The sequence below is a fragment of the Stenotrophomonas sp. 364 genome, from assembly GCF_009832905.1.
Classification (GTDB): domain Bacteria; phylum Pseudomonadota; class Gammaproteobacteria; order Xanthomonadales; family Xanthomonadaceae; genus Stenotrophomonas; species Stenotrophomonas maltophilia_AP.
In genome coordinates this window covers 2,420,932-2,439,472 of record NZ_CP047135.1, presented here as the reverse complement: position 1 = coordinate 2,439,472, position 18,541 = coordinate 2,420,932, and the positions used below count along the sequence as shown (strand labels likewise).

The 18,541-nt window shown below is 57.8% G+C and carries 14 protein-coding genes and 1 tRNA gene; 8 read left to right on the top strand and 7 right to left on the bottom strand.

All coding sequences use genetic code 11. From position 1 onward, the window contains the following. Positions 1-86 precede the first annotated feature (86 nt). From GQ674_RS11105 to GQ674_RS11090, 4 genes are all read left to right on the top strand, one after another. Positions 87-1,079: a LysR substrate-binding domain-containing protein gene (locus GQ674_RS11105; RefSeq protein WP_159497123.1), complete on the top strand. Its 993-nt coding sequence runs from the start codon at positions 87-89 to the stop codon at positions 1,077-1,079. A gap of 155 nt (positions 1,080-1,234) precedes the next feature. Next, a tRNA-Ser gene (locus tag GQ674_RS11100) sits at positions 1,235-1,324 on the top strand. 83 nt (positions 1,325-1,407) lie between these two features. After that, positions 1,408-2,889 (top strand): site-specific integrase, encoded by a 1,482-nt coding sequence (locus GQ674_RS11095; RefSeq protein WP_201290150.1) that lies wholly within the window; start codon positions 1,408-1,410, stop codon positions 2,887-2,889. A 45-nt stretch (positions 2,890-2,934) separates the two neighbouring features. Then, entirely contained in the window at positions 2,935-3,144 is a 210-nt protein-coding gene (locus tag GQ674_RS11090) for a hypothetical protein (RefSeq protein WP_159497122.1), read from the top strand. Positions 3,145-3,351: 207 nt separating this feature from the next. On the opposite strand, the gene GQ674_RS21615 is transcribed toward GQ674_RS11090, so the two are convergent. From GQ674_RS21615 to GQ674_RS11080, 3 genes are all read right to left on the bottom strand, one after another. Then, on the bottom strand, positions 3,352-3,699 hold the full coding sequence (locus GQ674_RS21615; RefSeq protein ID WP_236546062.1) for a hypothetical protein: 348 nt from the start codon (positions 3,697-3,699) through the stop codon (positions 3,352-3,354). Next, positions 3,696-4,010, bottom strand: a complete 315-nt coding sequence (locus tag GQ674_RS11085) for a hypothetical protein (RefSeq protein ID WP_159497121.1) — start codon at positions 4,008-4,010, stop codon at positions 3,696-3,698. The genes GQ674_RS21615 and GQ674_RS11085 overlap by 4 nt, the downstream gene beginning before the upstream one ends. Before the next feature lie 66 nt (positions 4,011-4,076). Continuing rightward, a complete protein-coding gene (locus tag GQ674_RS11080) occupies positions 4,077-4,853 on the bottom strand; it encodes a hypothetical protein (RefSeq protein WP_159497120.1) in 777 nt (258 codons plus the stop codon). A 168-nt stretch (positions 4,854-5,021) separates the two neighbouring features. Between GQ674_RS11080 and GQ674_RS11075 the strand changes: the two genes are divergently transcribed. Continuing rightward, positions 5,022-5,324 carry a helix-turn-helix transcriptional regulator gene (locus tag GQ674_RS11075; protein WP_236546061.1) on the top strand — a complete coding sequence of 101 codons (303 nt, stop codon included), beginning with the start codon at positions 5,022-5,024 and terminating at the stop codon, positions 5,322-5,324. 137 nt (positions 5,325-5,461) lie between these two features. Then, a complete protein-coding gene (locus GQ674_RS11070) occupies positions 5,462-6,043 on the top strand; it encodes a hypothetical protein (RefSeq protein ID WP_159497118.1) in 582 nt (193 codons plus the stop codon). 89 nt (positions 6,044-6,132) lie between these two features. Here the strand turns inward: GQ674_RS11070 and GQ674_RS11065 are convergent, their stop codons facing one another. After that, positions 6,133-7,533, bottom strand: coding sequence for a site-specific integrase (locus GQ674_RS11065; RefSeq protein ID WP_159497117.1), 1,401 nt, complete (start codon positions 7,531-7,533; stop codon positions 6,133-6,135). Between the two features lie 681 nt (positions 7,534-8,214). Between GQ674_RS11065 and GQ674_RS11060 the strand changes: the two genes are divergently transcribed. Beyond that, complete coding sequence (locus GQ674_RS11060) at positions 8,215-10,452, top strand: AAA family ATPase (RefSeq protein WP_159497116.1); 2,238 nt, start codon at positions 8,215-8,217, stop codon at positions 10,450-10,452. Between the two features lie 252 nt (positions 10,453-10,704). Here the strand turns inward: GQ674_RS11060 and GQ674_RS21605 are convergent, their stop codons facing one another. Both GQ674_RS21605 and GQ674_RS11055 read right to left on the bottom strand, forming a co-directional pair. Next, a complete protein-coding gene (locus GQ674_RS21605) occupies positions 10,705-11,007 on the bottom strand; it encodes a hypothetical protein (RefSeq protein ID WP_236546292.1) in 303 nt (100 codons plus the stop codon). Between the two features lie 82 nt (positions 11,008-11,089). Continuing rightward, positions 11,090-13,363: an ATP-binding protein gene (locus tag GQ674_RS11055; RefSeq protein ID WP_201290149.1), complete on the bottom strand. Its 2,274-nt coding sequence runs from the start codon at positions 13,361-13,363 to the stop codon at positions 11,090-11,092. A 731-nt stretch (positions 13,364-14,094) separates the two neighbouring features. Between GQ674_RS11055 and GQ674_RS11050 the strand changes: the two genes are divergently transcribed. After that, on the top strand, positions 14,095-16,359 hold the full coding sequence (locus tag GQ674_RS11050; RefSeq protein WP_159497115.1) for a methyl-accepting chemotaxis protein: 2,265 nt from the start codon (positions 14,095-14,097) through the stop codon (positions 16,357-16,359). Positions 16,360-16,579: 220 nt separating this feature from the next. Here the strand turns inward: GQ674_RS11050 and GQ674_RS11045 are convergent, their stop codons facing one another. Next, positions 16,580-18,160, bottom strand: coding sequence for a sensor domain-containing diguanylate cyclase (locus GQ674_RS11045; protein WP_159497114.1), 1,581 nt, complete (start codon positions 18,158-18,160; stop codon positions 16,580-16,582). Positions 18,161-18,541: the final 381 nt, after the last annotated feature.

Here is an 18,541-nt window from a genome sequence, read left to right as displayed (position 1 = left end):
CGCCGACGGAGAACAGGTTAGGTTGTTGCTTGACTGGGATAAAGGTGGTTGAATACCACGTATTGTTCTATATCTGGAACTTCGGTATGCACGACCTAAACGATCTCTACTACTTCGCCATGGTGGTCGACCACGGCGGTTTTGCCGCGGCCGAACGCGCGCTGGGCATCCCCAAATCGCGCCTGAGCCGGCGTATCAGCCAGCTGGAAACCGACCTGGGCGTGCGCCTGCTGCAGCGCTCCACGCGCCGCTTCGCGGTGACCGACGTGGGCACCAGCGTGCACCGCCATGCCCAGACCATGCTGGCCGAGGCGCAGGCCGCGCGCGAGGTGGTGGACCGCCTGAGCGCCGAGCCGCGCGGCCTGGTGCGCGCCAGCGTGCCGGTCTCATTGGCGCAGATGCAGCTGCCCAAGCTGCTGCCCAAGTTCCTGGCCCAGTACCCCAAGGTGCGCCTGCAGCTGAACATCAGCAACCGCCGCGTGGACATCATCAACGAAGGCTACGACGTCGCCCTGCGCGTGCGTTCGCGGCTGGACGACGACGGCAGCCTGGTCATGCGCAGCTTTGGCCAGGTGCAGGAACTGCTGGTGGCCAGCCCGAAGTACCTCGACCGCGCCGGCCGCCCCAAGGACCCGGACGAGCTGACCAACCACGTCACCCTGAGCATCAGTGAAGACGAAGCCCGCCAACGTTGGGAACTGCACGGCCCGGAAGGCGCGGTACGCCGCGTGGACCTGCAGCCGCGCGTGGCCGGGTTCGATTTCCCCCTGCTGCAGAGCATGGTGAAGGACGGGTTTGGCATCACCATGCTGCCCGAAACCGTCTGCGCCGACGCCGTACGCAGCGGCGAGCTGGAAGTGGTGCTGCCGGAGTGGTCGCTGCCGCAGGGCATCTGCCACGCCGTGTTCGCCTCGCGCCGCGGCCTGCTGCCGGCGGTGCGTGTGTTCATCGACTTCCTGGCCGAACACCTGCCGCCGCAGCTGGAGGCCTCGCGCCTGGATTGCGGTGGCGCCTGCGAGCGGGCCAAGGAGAAAATCCGGGCCAGCGCGCTGGGTGCGTTGGCGGTGGATGCGGGCTGAGCCCGACAGCGGCCGGGTGGGCAAACCTCACCTGAAATGCGAGAATGCGACCCCCGGCCAGTGCCGGGGAGCCATGCCGGACGGGGCGCTGCCCCGATCGGATGCCCGGGTTGCAATGACCTGGGCACGCGGGGCGCGGACAGCGCTACCGATACGGAGAGATGGCCGAGCGGTTTAAGGCACCGGTCTTGAAAACCGGCGAAGGGTCAAACCTTCCGTGGGTTCGAATCCCACTCTCTCCGCCAATAGTCCTTAAGTCATTGATTTTAAATTGAAATCCTGATTTGAGCCTATTGGAAGGCAGGAAGCATGCAGAGGAAACACTCGCATGCGCATCCCCCATCATTTGAGCCGGTCGTCCACCGGCCGCTGGTCGTTCGTTCAGCGCGTTCCTGTTGATCTTCAAGCCGTGCTCGACTGCCGGCTTATCAAGCGGACTCTCAAAACCAAAGATCTCGCCCAAGCCCACGTGCGTGCAGTCGTGCTTGGGGCGGGCTATGCTCGGCTCTTCGCACAGTTGAAGGATCAACGCGTGGCCAAGCTGAGCAAAACGGACGCTGACCTCCTCATCGCTCGCCTGACAAGCGCTGAGAACCTTCAAGAACTGACGCTCAATCGGACTCGTCAACCCGATGGGACGATGATCGAGCAGTGGCAGATCGACAGCCCAAAAGACCTGAAGTTGTATCGGCAGCTGATGGAACTGGAAGCAAGGGATGGGGCCACCGCCAACTCGCGCCTCCCAGTGGCCGCCTACACCACATTCGGAGCTTCGCCTCCAGTGAATCCGGTGCGGCAAGCCTCTGCGGCGGCAATCGAGACGATGACGCTGGGAAAGGCTCGGGACGCGTTCTTGGCAACCCTCAAATCCTCGACGCTTCCCAAAACCTACACGATCAAAAAAACGGCGATCGAATCCCTGGTGAGCTTCTTGGGTCCGAAGGCAAAGGTCCATGCCATCACTCGCTCAGATTTGGCGCGTTGGTATCAAGACATGCGCGAGAAGGGCGCTTCGACCCCGACCCTCACGAACAAGCAGTCGTATATCGGTGGGCGGGGAGGCTTTTTTGAGTGGGCCATGGCGTCGGGTTACTACCCGAGGGGCGACAATCCTGCCTCCGGCCATGTCAGCTATTCCCAGCGTGAGAAGCGGGCCCGAAAGAAGCTGGGGTTCAAGGCCTACGACAGGGCCCAGATCCAAGCCCTGTTTGCCCCCGAGGCGCTTGCCAAGCTGTCCGAGTCGGCCCGCTGGGCCTCCCTCCTTGGACTCTATACGGGGGCGAGGGCGTCAGAGGTCGGCCAGTTGCTGGTCCGAGACGTGTTCGAGGAGGACGGCATTCCGTGCCTCCGTATCTCAGACGAAGGCGAGCACCAGAAAGTGAAAACCGAGGTCAGCCTTCGGACGGTCCCGCTCCATCCTGAGCTCCTCAAGATGGGCTTCCTGGACTGGGTCGATGCGAAGCGCGAGGCAGGTCAGACGAGGTTGTTCCCGGCTGCCAAGGCCACGGCGGTGAACGGGCAGGGGAACTGGATCACCAAGGCTTTCAGTCGGCATCTGGCCGAGGTGGGGAAGGCCTGGGAGCCAGCAAAAAGAGGGTTCCACTCGCTCAGGAAGACGTTTATTCAAGAACTGCAGGGGGCCGGGGTCGTGTCGGAACTGAGAGCCCAGATTGTCGGGCACGAGATCGATGATGAGCATCACTCGACTTATAGTAGGGACTTTACGGTAGCTGAGAAGCTGAGAGGCATAGGTGGTAAATCGGTGGGGCTGGGAGAAATTTCTTTTATGCCCACGCGTAGTGGCGGCTAGGTTCTTATCAGCGGTATTAACTAACAACGAATGGAGCGTGCTTTCATGGATCGCATTTGGAAGAATGATGAGCAGATCAAAGGTGTGGCGGGAATCCTTGACAATCTCTCAGTTGTTGCTATAGCTGCTTGGGTGATTCCATTCTTCGGATTCGACCAAGCAGGAAAAACCCCATGGATAATGTTCGCACTCTCTCTCGCCGGTCTCGGAAGCGCCTACGCGTCGTTTTGTTTGCGCAAGTTGTTGCCTTCTTAAGTTGTGCAATGGGATGGGTCGCCATTCCTCAAGTTGCTGCGTTGATTGTGCCAACGCTGATAGTGACGTTGGTAGTTCTCGCTGACGATCTTATGGTCCTGGCATCAGAAAAAAAACTAGTCCGGACCTGAGCAGTGAAGTGATGTGGTTGTAAAGAAAATGGCCCCCCATGGGGCCATTTTTTACACTGTCTATTACTGTTTCCACTTAAGCCTGTGGGATCATCAACTTTGAATAAATGACCAGGATAAACATGGGGAGCCCGCTGAGCACGGCGAACGCTCCAGCAGCGCCCATCAGAGTCAGGACGGTCATGGCCCACCACTGCCACCATGCAAAGCCCTTGTCCCCCGCTTGGGCCACTCGGGCCTCGACGGGGTAGAGGCGTCCTACCTTCCGTGTTCCTCGCCGGGCCATAAGCGGCCCGACAATGAACCCGAAAGGGCCCAGGAGAAGCAGAGACAGTGCATACCACCAGAAAAACCTATCGCGGGGGGTGAGCAACTTGCGCCGCGTGTGTGTGGACTGGCCAAGCAGGGGAGGAGGCGCGCTCATTTGGCGTAGGCCTTCCAGGTCCCGGACTCCTTCGCATATCGAAGATTTTTGCTGACCGGAATGGGCACCTGGCGGCCACCGACATCGATGGAAACTTTCCCCTTGGTGTCGCAGCGGTAGCCCTTCGCCTCTTGGGCTTCGACGCATCCGGTCAGTTCGAAGTCACGGATGTCGCCGACCCGTCCAGCCCCGCTTTCCTCAAGAAGGGTAGCGAGTGCCCTTTCGGCATCGTTAGTAGACGGCGGACCACCACAGGCGGTCAGTGCAAAAGCGATCGCCAAGCCGGCGAAGATAAGCTTCGGTGCTTTCATTATCATTCCTTGGGAGTGGTGATGGGCGGCAGTGGGCCGCCCTGGACGAGTAGAGAAGGAGACGGCTTACCGGTCTCGATTGCCTTCCGTCTTGAACCCAGCGATCCACATCCTTGAGTCCTTGAAGGGCGTGAGCAGGCCACTTGCCCCCGGATGGAGATCCGAGGTCTGGATGAGCCCAGAGACCCAAGCCACCCTCAGGGCCACGTCGACGGCGCGGTCGGACACGCCAGGGCGGCTGACATTGACGACAAACGGTTGGCTGGGCGGATTGGGGCCGGTAGACCGGCTGGCCCCAGTATTCGGCTTGCCTACGGGCACTCGAACGCCCGTCAGACTGTCGCGGCCCTTCCACAACGCGGCTGTGTTGAGCTCGGCCATGTCGCCCAGGTCGTCGACTTCAGTCAGTGCAGCGTTAGAGCAGCTCCGGAAGGTCTCCGTGGTCGACGCGGAGGGGTTGGTCCAGATACGCGCTTCAATCGTCCAGCACGGGAGGGACGCACCCCATTCCTGGAACGTCAACGCCACCCGAGGCCAGTCCAGTCGGCCTTGTTGTGCTAGCTGGTGGTTATCCGATTTGAAGAGCCCGAGCAGCTTCCCCGCGCCGCTGACCGGGGTGTAGATGGCATCGGAGCTGGCAGACTGAGCTCCGCTGGCCCCAGTGGGCTTTACCCCGATCATCTGGCCGCCAGCATCTTTCAGGCTCTTCCCCAACTGCCGGAAGAAGCCGGGCCTGTTGGGTGCTTCTTCATGCTCCGGATGGGTCTGCGCACCAACTCCGTATGCAGTCAGCAAGAGCGCGGTGGCCAGTCCAGCGGCAGCCCACGTCCGATTCTTCTTCATGAAAACCCCTGCAAAGCCGCCCGTCTGGCGACGTTTGCAAATATGGCAAATGCAGGGCAAGATTGGAAGCGGCAGACTAGCGGGTCAATTCAGCATCCGTTGGTTTTCTTCATGCCCGCAGCGCTTCCTCCCGCATCCACCTTCGGCCGTCGCTTGCGAGAGGCTAGGTTGAGCAAGGGTCTCACCCAGGCCGCGCTGGGAGCGGTGTTGGGACTGGAGGAGGAGAACACTGCCGCTCCTAGGATTTCGCGATACGAGCGAGGGGACCGGATGCCAGACAACGAGAGCATGGCAAAGCTGGCGGAAGCCTTGGAACTGCCCGTGGCTTACTTCCATGCCGTTAGTGAACCAATGGCCGAGGCGATTCTTGTAATGTCTCAACTCGGTGAGGAGGACCAAGAGGCGCTCGTTCAGCGCATTAGAGAGATTGCGAAGAACCTCCGGGAAGGTGCTTGCGTTAAGGATAGTTAATCAACGCTCTATTCGAAGCATCGATCTTACTTAAAGTGCTAAACGCAGCGCTTCTAATGCGGAGTCTGGGGGTTCCTCAATCTGGGTAGTCCACGATTTTTGAGGGGTTTTAGTGGAGTGAGACATGAGGTCAGGAAATGATTGAGCTCTATCACGGAACAAGGGCGCTGTATCGAGAGACCATCTTCAAGGAGGGATTAAGGCCCATTCCTGTCGAGGATAATGGGGTGATCGACTACCTTTCCTCATCCTTTGATATTCTTGGAGATCGGCTTTCATTTGATTGGCGTGCATCGCTTGTCTTTTATCCGGATTCTATTCAGTGCATAGATGAAATCGATTTCATGGCAGCTGCTGCGAAAGGTGCTCCAACAAAATCAAGAAACTTTCGTTATGGTGGCGTTTATTTAACATCAAGTATTGTTAGGGCTAGGAGTTACGCGGATTCTTTGCCAGAGTCAATCCGCTTTGGATTCCGAATGCACGATCTTCTGTCCTCCCACGGATTGGCTAACCATAACGAAAGGTTTTCCAGAGTCCTAGCGTTGCGAGACGAACTCAGTTCATCCGGTCCTTTGGTCATCAGGGTCGATAACTATGACCCTCAAAAGCTGTTAAACGAGCTTGGGACTGGAGTTGCGACTGTCCTTGCTGGGCAACAGAAGAGCTTTGAATATAAGGGCATAATTCCTCCTGGCGATATCACGGAGATATCTTGAAGTTGGTTGTTCGCTGACAGGCCCCTGGCCCGCAATGATAATATGTGGGTTGGGCAGGGGGCATCTTGGAGTGGATGATCAGCCAACGATTACGGAAAGAATTTTTTCGGTTCGGCCAGGCACTTTGCGAACTGCCCCCTCTTGTAGCGCGGCAACTCCACGGCGGGCTGATACAGCTCCAGGGCGCTGATTTGCTTGCTACGAGTCACCTGCGGCTTCTTGTGGAGGTAGTGCGTGCGGAGAACCTGGACTCGGTCCCGCTTGTCAGTCGCATGGCCCGTGACCAGGGCAATCTCCTTCTCAGGAACATCGTTGACGTCGAGCTCTGTTGCCAGTGTGTGGCGGAAGGCATGGAACCCGATCCCTTTCGCGAAGCCTAGGCTCTTCAGATAGCGGCCGAAGTCCACGACAAACTGCTGGCTGTAGCGCGCATTGGTCTCCCCTGTAGCGCGGTTCACACCAGCAGAGAGCAGGGGGAACAAGCGGGGGTGCCCGGTCGCTTTTATGTCCTCCACGAACTCCAAAAAGCCTGCCTCCAATAGAGGCGTGGCGATGGGGATGATGCGCATGCAACCCGCCCCTTTCATGCTTTGCCGGCTACGCCGCTGCCGCTTTGGATCCGCGGCCAGGTCTGGGTCGAGCGTCTTTTGGAAGGCAATACACCAAACGCCGCGCTCCTCGATGATGTCGGTCAGCTTCAACTGACAGACTTCATTGACCCTGGCGCCGGTATACAAGCCGAGCATGGGCGCCCACCAGTGCTGCGGCTTTTTCGCCCAGGAAATGAAGGTTGCGGGGTCGAAGATAGCCTGCAGGTCTGCGTCTTCGAACAGGCGGATGGCCTTCTCCGGATCGATGGTGTGATCCTCCTTGGGCTTCCGGAAGGCCTTCATGGGCGAAGAGACAATGGCTTGTCCGTTCACTAGGTGATTGAAGAACGCCACCAAGAAGCGCCTGTGGCGCTCTTTGGTGGCGGCGGCCAGTGGCGGCACGTCTTGCTCTTTGCCGAGGGCGATGGCTTCGTCGAAGGTGAGATCCTTCAGTAGTGGGTCCGACACCAAGTTCCTCGGAGCCCAGCGCAGCAGCTTCCAGAGATCTTGGATGTGGTGATAGTCCACTCGAGCTGCGGAAATATTGCCGCAGGTGCGTAGCAATAGCTTGAGCGTGCGCTCGGTGGCGAGCACGGTTTTTGGGTCCAGTTCCCGGCGGCGCATGTCTTCCAAATGGTCCTCAATCTCCTTGGCTAGGGGGCGAGCCGGGGTTCCCATAGGCAACGGCTCTGGATACCGAGTGCCGCGCTTCATGTCTTGCTTACGTCCTGTCTCGTCCAAGGCCGCCAAAATACATTCCTGGAGATTGATGGCAGCCTCGCGGCCTTGAACGATAGCCCTGTCGATTCGGAAGCGGCCGATGTGGATGCCTTCCAGATGCAGAGTGCCAAATGGCGAGGCGATGTAATCAGTGAGTGCTGCGGAGGGTAGGGTGGTCACGGTTCACTTCCATCAGTAGATGGAAGTAGGGATAAAACAAGCGGCCATTTCGTCAACCCGGTTGATAGAAAAATCTGCGTGCCGGGCAACGTCCCTAGGCGTTGGGTTGATGGCGGGGTGAGCTCTCGGGGAGCGTCAGATCCGTTATCCTTGCGAAACCCTTTAAAACAAAGCGTTTCAGCGGACTATTTGCCGATTTATCGCAGTCAATTCTGTACTGTTTGCAGTTTTTTAACTAACAAGCTCCTCCTCATCGGGGTCCGTGAATGCTGAACGCATGGTGAATGTCGCGTCGGCGTGTTAGTTTAGATGGATGGAAAATCGGCGAGCAGACCTTTCCTGCTCGGCGAATCCACGGGCCTGTGGTGCCCCGAATACTTTTCATGGATGAGGCTTGATGATGATGCATTTCCGGTTAAGGGACATCGAATGGGAGACAGACGGGACTCTCCCTGTCCTTCCCACCCAGTGCGCGATCGAGTGCGAGGACGAGGACCAGATTGCCGATACTCTGAGCCGCCTGCATGGGTGGCTTGTCAGCAGCTTCGTGGTTGAGGGCAGCACCTTGTTGCCCGTAGACCCTGGGCGCACTTAGGGGAATCGGTTGAGAGCGTGTGACCTTTGGTCACATCACTACGTCAATGTGGGCTTTGTCTGTGGGCGAGCTGCCAAGGGGGCAACTTGATTACCGGTCTGTCGATTCATCGATACAAGAGCTTCCATCCTACGTTGGCTCCGCCCATCAGCTTTGAACCTGGAACACCTCCAAAGCCAGTGTTCCTCTACGGAACCAACGGGGCTGGAAAGAGTGCAATCGGGGAGGTGATTCAAGGCGTAAGCAGCGGCGATGGGAAGTTCTCTCACTGCCAGATGCACACCTCCAACAACGCCGCCTATCGCGTGCTTGTCTACAACCAGCGGTTCGTAGACAAGGTGATCCGGACGGCAGAGGGGGTTCCTGGCATCTTCACCATAGGTGCCTTGGACGCTGAGGCCCAGGCTGAGATCGAAGGAAAGAAGGTCGAGGCTGAAGCGCTTGAGGCTCAGCTTGAAGCGGTCAAGAAGAAGATCGAGCAGTCGATCGAGGCCGGCAAGAAAGTCCAAGAAGCCGCGATAACCGGGGCGTGGAAGGCCCATAGTGACTACAACAAGCCCCCGTTTCGCGATCTGTTGAGCGGTTGGCACAGTGACCGCAAGAAGTTCTTTGAAGAGCTAGAGAAGTATGCTGTGGCAGACGATGTCGAGCTCGATAGCTTGGATCGTCTACAGGAGCGTCTAGCCGACGCAACCAGCACCGAAACTGCTCAGGCAAAAGTCTCGGTTGACCTCTCAGGTTTGAGCTCCATCGAGTCAAATTCAATCTGGGCTGAGAAGATTGTCGTGTCGTCTGCCAGCCGGCTGGCTCCGTTGATTGAGAAATGGGGAAACAGCGACTGGGTTGGGCGGGGGCGCGACATCCCACACGGCGACAACTGCCCCTTCTGTCAGGAGAAGCTGCCGGAGAACTTCGCCGAGGACTTGGCCAAGCTTCTTGACGGAGACAGGCAAGTCCGTGTCGACCAAGTAAAGTTGCTTGCTGAACGCTATGAAGCGACTATCGGACAGATAGAGGTGTCGGTAGCTCAGGTCTTTAAGCACACTTTTGCCCAGAAAGATGCGGCCCTGTCTCAGGCTTGGGAACTGTTGCTGGCACGGCTCAAGGCGAACAGTGCGTTAATGAAATCCAAGGTCGACAAGCCTGGAGAGCCGTATGAAGTCACGGTTAGCGACGTTGAGCCAATGAAGAATGCCATCGGCACCATCAACCAGCGAGTCACAGAGTTCAACGCAAGAATCGCAGACCGGGCGGCCGAACAAGGGCGTATTCGAACGATGCTCTGGCAGGTGATGCGCCGTGAGAGGGCACCCGTCTACGATGCCTACCATGCGGCCAAGGCACCTCTGGTGCATGCGCTGACGGAAGATCGTGCCGAGAAGGTCGCCGTTGACAAGAGCCTGCTGGACGTTTCCGTTCGTCTTAAGGAGCTGGGGCAGCTCCAGACGGGCGTGGGAGCAGCTGTCGAGAAGATCAATGCGCGTCTAGCGGGCATGGGTGTCACCTCCTACTCCATCTCAAGTAAAGGAGAGGGTCACCTATATTGCTTGAGCCGTCCTGGGCAGTCAGAGGGCGACATGAACTCCCTCAGTGAGGGTGAGAAGACACTCATCTCGTTCCTCTACTTCCTCGAGCGCCTGACGGGCTCTGATGAGGAAGATGCTGGTCCGGTCGACCTGGGCAGAACGATTGCCGTCATCGACGACCCGATTTCTAGCCTGTCGCACAATTTCGTGTTCGACATTGCTTCCATCATCCAAGAAGAACTCATCAAGCCACCCGAGGGCGTGCCGCGATTGCGTCAGGTGATCGTGCTGACCCACAACCTGTTCTTTCTACACGAGATGCTCAGGCAGACCGTGGGGCCAGAGTTGGCGAATCAGGACAAGCGATGCCAGCTGCTCCGGGTCGTGAAGTCAGACCATACGAAGGTCGTCCCGATGAGGGCATCGGAGATGATGAACGACTACCAGGCCTTGTGGCAGGTGCTTCGTGATGCACGCGATTCCAATACGCCGGCGATCATGGTTCCCAATGCCATGCGATGCATTCTCGAACACTTTTTCTGGTTCACCCACCAAGAAGGGAAGTTCAAAGAAGCTCTGAAGAAGGTTGCTGCCGCCGATGCATCCTTTACGCCGTTGGCGCGCTTCTTGGACAGGGGGTCTCACAGGGATGGCATCAACATCACCGTGATGGACTTCAATCACTACGACTTGAACTACTACTTCGAGAAGTTTAGGGCTGTGTTTGACGCAGCAGGATTTCCGGAACACTACGCTGCGAACATGGGGCTCCAGCCTGCTCAAGAGAGCCAAGCCTGAAGTTGGGTTCGAACAAAGTGCAAGGCAGCGCATCTTTGCCATACTGTTTAAAAAAATTTAGCCTAACAAGACGGCCTTAATATGGATAATTAGCTGAACTTCAATTAAATGTCATGGATGTTGGTGTTAGCTTAAGTTGGGAACATCGAGAGGTTTGCCTAAGTGCCAAAGGATATTTTGGCTAACAATGAGTGAGATTTCTTCCATTCCGCCTTTCCCGGGGAAATCTCTTTGGGTATTTCGATGGCGGGGCTAGCGGCCGCCCTGAAAATTGACGGTGAAGCGGGCCTCGGACCTAGAGGACGCCCTAGGGAATGGCACAGGTTTGGCATCGACCAGCGTCAACATCCCATCGGCTACAAGGACCGGGACGCCCAGCGTGAGGTTAAGCTCGTTCGACCAACCGCCACAGAGCACCGTCGACCTGACGACCAGCCGGCTGGCCCGATTGCCTTGAAGCTCGGCCGGGCAACGGCTGTCTTCGATAACCCGGTCCGGGCGCACCTTTGGCCCGTCGACTGCCGCGATCTCTCCCAAGCGCACAGGAGCTCCAATGGCATCGCGTGCGACTGGGCCTGCTGCAGCTCACCCTCCAAGTGATATGGTCATTAGCACTTCAAGTGCTTCCTCTTGACGTTTATAGTGCGATCAAGTCTCTTACTCGTTCAGTCAAGATGCCAATGTTGAAGGGTTTAGTCAGCACGGCCATGCCGGGCTCCAAGTGGCCCTCGTTCAACATCGCGTTTTCGGCAAAGCCTGTGACGAATAAGACCTTAAGGTCAGGGCGGGTCGTTCGCGCGGCATCGGCCATTTGACGCCCATTCATCCCTCCCGGGAGACCGACATCGCTGATCAGCAGATCCAGTCGAACATCTGATTGCAGTATGCTTAGCCCCGTCAAGCTATCTGCGGCTTGAATGACGTGGTAACCCATTTCCTGCAGGATGTCGGCGAACAGCATCCTTATGGACGGCTCATCGTCGACAATCATCACCGTTTCCCCGGCATCGGTCGGCACTAAGCGCAACGCCTCCGCACTGTCATCATGGTCTACGGCTGTTCCACTATGGCGCGGCAGATAGATGCACACGGTCGTTCCTTCGCCCACTTCCGAGTAGATTCGGACGTGCCCGCCAGATTGTTTGGCAAATCCATAGATCATGGAAAGCCCCAGCCCTGTGCCTGCGCCCAGCGGCTTGGTAGTGAAGAAGGGGTCGAATGCTTTGGCCACCACCTCTGGCGACATGCCCGATCCATTGTCACTCACGCACATCGAGAGATATTGACCTTCCGGAATCGACAGCTCCTTGCCCATCTCGCGGTCAATCCAGCGGTTGCAGGTTTCGACGGTCAGCCGTCCCCCGCCCGGCATGGCATCTCTGGCATTGATGCAGAGGTTGAGCAATGTATTCTCTAACTGAGAGCGGTCAACAAGAACCGTCCACAGCCCCGCCGCGCCGACATTTTCAACACGGATCCCTGGGCCCACGGTGCGCTGAATCATGTCCAACATGTCTAGCACCAATCTGTTCACGTCCGTCGCAACAGGCAGCAGCGTCTGCCTGCGCGCGAAGGCCAACAAACGATGGGTGAGGGCGGCCGCACGGTCAGCTGCATCCTGCGCCGTGCTCACATACTTCCCGAGGTTTTCGATCCGGCCTTGTTCAATCCGAAGTGAGATCAAGTCCAAGGCTCCGGAGATGCCCGCCAGCAAGTTGTTGAAGTCGTGTGCCAATCCGCCCGTAAGGTGGCCCACCGCTTCCATTTTCTGGGACTGCCGCAACGCCTCTTCTGACTGCATCAGCTCGCGTGTCCGCTCCTCGATGCGTTGCTCCAAGGCAGCGTTCAACGCGCGCAGCTCTTCGATGGCCTGGTCGCGCTGGGCGAGCAGCTGCCGCTTTTCGTCAAGATCGAGAATCACTCCCGGAAAGCGAAGCGGGGTGCCATCAGCATCATGCTCGACCCGTCCGTTTGCTTCGACCCAATGATAGTCTCCGTCCTGCCTGCGCACCCGATATTGGTGGGCATAGGCGCCGCCCCGTATGATCGCGTGTTTGATGGCCGTCGTCAGGCCGTCGAGGTCGTTAGGGTGAACGTTGGCAACAATGCCGGCAAGCGGAATATCAGTGAGCCGATTGAGGTTTTCAAGCCCGAAGCTTTCGGAAAATCCCTCATCAATAGTGAAGCAGTCCTGGGTAAGATCCCAGCTCCATGTTCCAACAATCGCGCCAGCAGCTAGCGCTAGCTGCACGCGTTCGGCATCTCGCGCGGCGATCAACTTTTCAGCAATGGCTTTGTCTCTTTCTACAGTTCTTGCGTCGACCGCCTGTGCAAGACTCAGGTTCTTTCGGTTAAGCAGCTTTTGACGTTCATCCCTGGCGTGATTTGCCACGACCTGCTCACTGGTCTCGATCGCGACATTGAGAATGCCCAGTATGGAGCCATCCTCTCCAAAGATCGGGGAAGCTGTCGCATTCCAGTAGGTCGTCTGGCGCAACCCCCACCTCGTCATGGGGAGCTGGATTTCCCTGCTCCCGAATCCCTTCCCGGTCGTCATGACCCTCGCAAAGTCGTCTGCGATGGGGGCGTAGGTCTCTCCCCAAACATCCGCCACGGGTTTGCCGAGCGCTTCGGGATGCCGGTCCCCAAGCATCTCACGGTAGGCATCGTTGTAGAGGAGGAGAAGCTCGGGGCCCCACAGCACCGCCCCAAGTAGCGTGGAATTGAGTACGAATCCCAAGGATGTGCGCAGGGACTGCGGCCACGTGTCGGGAGTGCCCAATGGCGTTTGCTCCCAGGGATGGGAGCGAAAGAGCTCTCCCATCTCGCCGCCGCCGAGGAGGAAGCTGAGGGTGCTGGCATTCAGGCTATGGGAGGGGGGCATCACGTGGGCGCATACCAGCGGGGTCATTGAGCCCCAGTGTCTCACGCGATGAGCTGCCTCGGGGATGCCGCCGCAGCCTGATTGGGCTGCGCCCCTCTCCAAGGGAGGGGGGGCTTGCTGGCCAGGCGCCGGAACGGTGACCCGCTCGAGTTGATGTCGTCCAACTAGCGCTCGGAGCAATCTGACTACGCCGGTCTAACCCTTAGGGCTTGGGTGAGATAAAGGATCTGAATCAACGGTTGAGCTTAGAAGTTTCACCAGTTTTTCACGCCTTCTATGGGCGGCTTCGACAGCCGGTGACTTGGAGATGTGCGCCTAGCGATAGGCAAAAACTTTGAAGCGTCCTCTTCAGTCCCGCTGATCGGTGCCGCTACTTTCCAATCGCTCACGTGAGGCGCTGTTCCTTGGACCTTGCGCTCGCTCGTATGCCGATCGCCTCCTAAGCCTGGACGGCTTGACGCGCACCGGATATCCGCGCCCTGGCAGCCCTGTTGGAGGCTGACTCAGGGCAGGGATCACGAGTCAGGCCATAAGCCTAGATCGGGCCTCATCAGGCCGTCTGGTAAGAGCTGGCGAACGGGTATGGGGAGCATGGGCGTGTTGAACGCTCATTTGCAGTGCTTGATGGTCACCGCGCTGGTGCCCAGCAAGAAGGACGTTTCGGACGCTGGTTTTGGTATGCGATGGATGCGACTCAACCGAAAACCAAAAAAATGATTCGGTAGGCACATCGCAACCTCAACGAGCAGGAAATAATGATGAACTGGTTTAGAAATTTGAGAATCTCTCAGAAGCTGGCGCTGGCTTTTGCGATCACCACCGCAATGACATTGGTGTTGGGCGCGTTCACGCTTGTTCGTGCGGCGTATTCAAAGCAGGAACTTTCGAGAATTGAAACCGTCTGGGCGCCGGGGAATTATGCCATCGGCGAAATGCGGGCTCAGTTGGGTGATCTGCGAATCTTCGAGATTTCTCAGGTCAACGAAATTGGATCGCCTGAAGCCGTTGCGCAGTATGAAAAGCGCATTGCGGCTAGCAAGGAAAAAATTGATCAGTTGGTTCTTCAGTATCGGGGGTCATTCGCCAATTCAGAGGACGAGGCGCTGTTTAAGCCCGTCACACAAGCCCTCGCGGAGTATTATTCCATCCATGATCAGCTCAAGGAAGCGCTGACCGCTGGAAACGCCGAAGAGGCCCAGAGGATCTCGACCACCGAATCCCGGGCGAAGCGAGTGGCGTTGTTCCAAGCCATGGAAGAGGTCAGCCAGTTCAACCTCAAAGGCATGAAGACCGAGTTGGCCACCAACGCGGCCAGCTTGAACAGCTTGATGTCAATCACTGGCGTAATTGCGGTGGTGTTGTGTCTGGTGGCCAGTCTGCTGGGCTGGGCGATCAGCCGCTCCGTGACTCGCCCCATCGGCCAAGCACTGGAGGCCATCCGTTCCGTTGCCAAGGGCGATCTCAACGTGCGCACCGACTATCACAGCCGGGACGAGGCCGGACAGATGCTGGTGTCGTTGCGTGAAATGGTCACGACCTTGGAGAGGTTCTCCAACGACACCAAGGTGATGATCAAGAAGCACGAGGCCGAAGATATCTCCCATCGTATTCCCGAAGACCTGCCCGGCGTCTATGGTGAGCTGGCGAAGGGTATGAACACGATGGTGTTTGAGCACCTGGACGCGATTTTGGACGCTGTTGGCGTGCTTAATGAATACGCCGTGGGTGATCTGCGACGGGATGCACGACGCCTGCCTGCATCACGCGCTGTGCTGCACGAATCCATGGACGCGGCGAAAGGCAGCTTGCTCGCGGTCAACACCGAGATCAAGCGCTTGGCAGTCTCTGCTGCCAATGGAGATTTTTCAGCACGCGGTGATTCGTCCGCCTTCCAGCACGACTTCGCAATCATGGTGGGTGACCTCAATCAACTGATGGAGACGGCAGACCATAGCTTGGATGCTGTTTCCAGGTTGCTTCGCGCCATTGCAGCCGGTGACCTTACCCAGCGTATGGAAGGCGACTTCCGTGGTGTGTTCGCCACCATGAGCGAGGACGCAAACGCTACGGTCGCGCAGCTGACGGGAATCGTCTCGCGCATCCAAGTTGCGTCTTCGGCGATCAATACCGCCTCATCGGAGATTGCGACCGGCAATGATGACCTGTCGCGTCGCACCGAACAGCAAGCGGCGAACCTGGAGGAAACAGCCGCGTCCATGGAAGAGCTGACTTCCACCGTGAGGCAGAATGCCGAACATGCACGGCAAGCCAGTGCGCTGGCTAGCGGCGCTTCTGCGGTAGCGGGCCAAGGCGGTGGGGTGGTCGGGCAAGTGGTAATGACTATGACCGAGATCGAGGCCTCCTCGCGTCGCATCGGTGACATCATCTCGGTGATCGATGGCATTGCGTTCCAGACCAATATCCTCGCCCTCAATGCTGCGGTCGAAGCGGCGCGCGCAGGAGATCAGGGCAGAGGTTTTGCCGTCGTCGCATCGGAGGTCCGCACCTTGGCCCAGCGTTCTGCCGCTGCGGCCAAGGAGATCAAGTCGTTGATCGAGGATTCGGTGGCCAAGGTAGCGCACGGCTCAGCGCTTGCAGGCCAGGCGGGCCGGACAATGACGGAGATCGTCAGTTCTGTGGAAAGTGTGTCGAACATCATTGGCGAGATATCTGCGGCATCTCAAGAGCAGGCATCTGGAATCGAGCAGGTCAACCAGGCCGTGGTTCAGATGGATGAGACCACGCAGCAGAACGCAGCCCTCGTTGAAGAAGCCACCGCAGCCGCCCGATCGATGGAGGACCAGTCGGTCCAGCTTGCCGATGCGGTTGCCGTATTTAAGGTGTCCGCGCCGTCTAGCACAGGCGATGTGAGCCGCATGCTCGACACCGTCGCCCGTGGCGGTGGGATGGTGCCTCCGAGAGCGCCGGCGCGTGCGCAAGGCTCCCGACCGCCGTCATCGGTCAACGTAAGTAAGGCTGCCGCCGTATCCGCGAACAGTTCACCCCACTGGGAGGAATTCTGACGGACCAAATGATTGTGGGCCTGGCTTGCCTATCGCCGGTCAGACATCACTGAAAGTGAGACACGACAAAGCACGCAAGATGTGATGTCGAACCAATGCGCAGCTTTTCAGCGCGTGATGCGGTGAGAGAGGAGCCGCATCACGCGGCTCTTCTCATTGCTGGTGAGCGTCCGGACTGTCGTCGTGGTGCGCGCAGGCCTTTGGCAAGCCCCGGCAGCCACTAGAGCGCTGTCTTCCGGAGACGGTAGCTAACTACTCGATTGCGCCCTTCCTCCTTGGCTTTGTATAGAGCTTTGTCAGCTTGCCGGATGGCATGGTCGGGATCGGTGTGGGTCTCTGGGAAGTGGCTGACGCCCATGGAAGCAGTGATGCTTCCCACGATAGGGAAGCATTTCTCCTGAATGCTCTTTCGAAGCCGATGGGCAACGAACGCAGCAGTCTCCTCGCTCACATCAGGCAGTAGCAGTAGAAACTCCTCGCCCCCTATGCGGCACAAGACATCCTCTGCGCGAGAGTTCTGCCGCATCAATTCCGCCACGCCGGCAATTACGCCGTCTCCTACGTCGTGGCCATGACGGTCATTGACTCTTTTGAAATGATCGATGTCTAGGGCGATGATAGCGAATCGTCCGCGTGAGCTGCTCAGGTGATCGAGCGCTCTTTCCAACCCACGCCGATTGAGTAACCCCGTCAAGGGATCTGTCAAGGCGGCTTGGTCCAGCCTATCCATTCGATCGTTGAACGCATTAAAGCTGGTGAGCACCGCTTTCTGAAGCTCGTTTGCCTCGTAATACCACGTGTCTACGGCGGTCACTGTCAGTATTGCCTGAGACACATCGCTGTTTTGGGCTGTCGATGCCAGTTGCCACAGTGGCTTTGAGATGCGTCGTGAAACAATCCAAATCAGAAGAAGACAAAGAACACCGAGTGGCGCGGCATTGAGCAAAACCGTGTTCATCAAATGTGTCAACGGCTGTAGCGTTGCGTCAACCGGTCGCTGGGAAACAATGCCCCAATGAGCAGCAGGGATCGGGGCATACCCGGCAAGCATGTGGATGCCATGACTGTTTGTAGTGGGCATAGCGCCCGATTCGCCACGTGACACAGCTCTAACGACCTCATTCTTTAGAGCAGACTCACCCACGCGGTTTGGTTCGGGGTGATAGAGGAGCTTGCCGTCCTGGCCGACGACGTAAAGATAAGATCCGTCTCGGTAGTAGTGCGTTCCCAACAGGCTGTGAAGAACGTTAGGCTCCTTCAGATGGATGGAAGCGCTGATGTAGCCTCTATAGGCCCCGGTTGCGTCAAAGATGGGTTGCGAGATGGTGAGGACGAGCTTGCCCGTCGCAGAGATATAGGGGTTGCTCACCAATGGCGCGCGGCTGGCGATCGCCAATGAATTCGCCAAGCTTGAGAGAACTCGCCCGTCAATCTCTCGCAGGGTTGGGGAAGAGGCTGTCACCCGGCCTTGCTCGTTCACAACAATCACGGAGTTGAACGCATTCGTTTGGGATTGCAGTCGGTGGGCCTCTTCGCGGACTGCGTCCGGATTAATTCCGCTGCGGGCAATGGAGCGAGCACTGTATTCGAGCTGCTGCTGGCTCGATATAAGGAAGTTGTGTGTTGTCTGCGCGAGTTTGTGGGCATAGACGCGGTTGGACTCTAGCGCGTTGTCAATCAGTTGCTGACGCTGAACCTGATACGCCGCGAAAACAGCGTTCGCTAACATTACCCCGGCTGCTAAAATTGCTAAGCCGACGATCAATCGTTGGAGGTTGAGATGTTTAGCAAACTTCCTCATGTCATTTGCTTCCTTTCGTGGGCAGCCACATCTGGTCTCGTGAGTAAGTGCACCAAGCTCCGCTCGGTCGGATAGCCCTCAGCGTTCTCCTTCGATGCCAGATCCTACGATGGGCCATAGGCGGTGAACAGACGGCTCATCGGCACGACCCGCAGCGACGCTTACCTTGAATGGTTCAGCTACTTCCGGGTTGCATATATGCCGTCACGCTTTTACGCCGGGTGTTGCGATCGTTAAAATGTTGGGGCGGCCGGCTCTCGAGGGGAGGGGCCCGCTCAGAGCTTGCTATCGGAGAGGCGAATGGCCACTGATCAACGGGACGAGAGGTTTTACGCCGTTCGCTTGGCGACTAAAGGCGTCGGATACACAGTGGAACTTTGG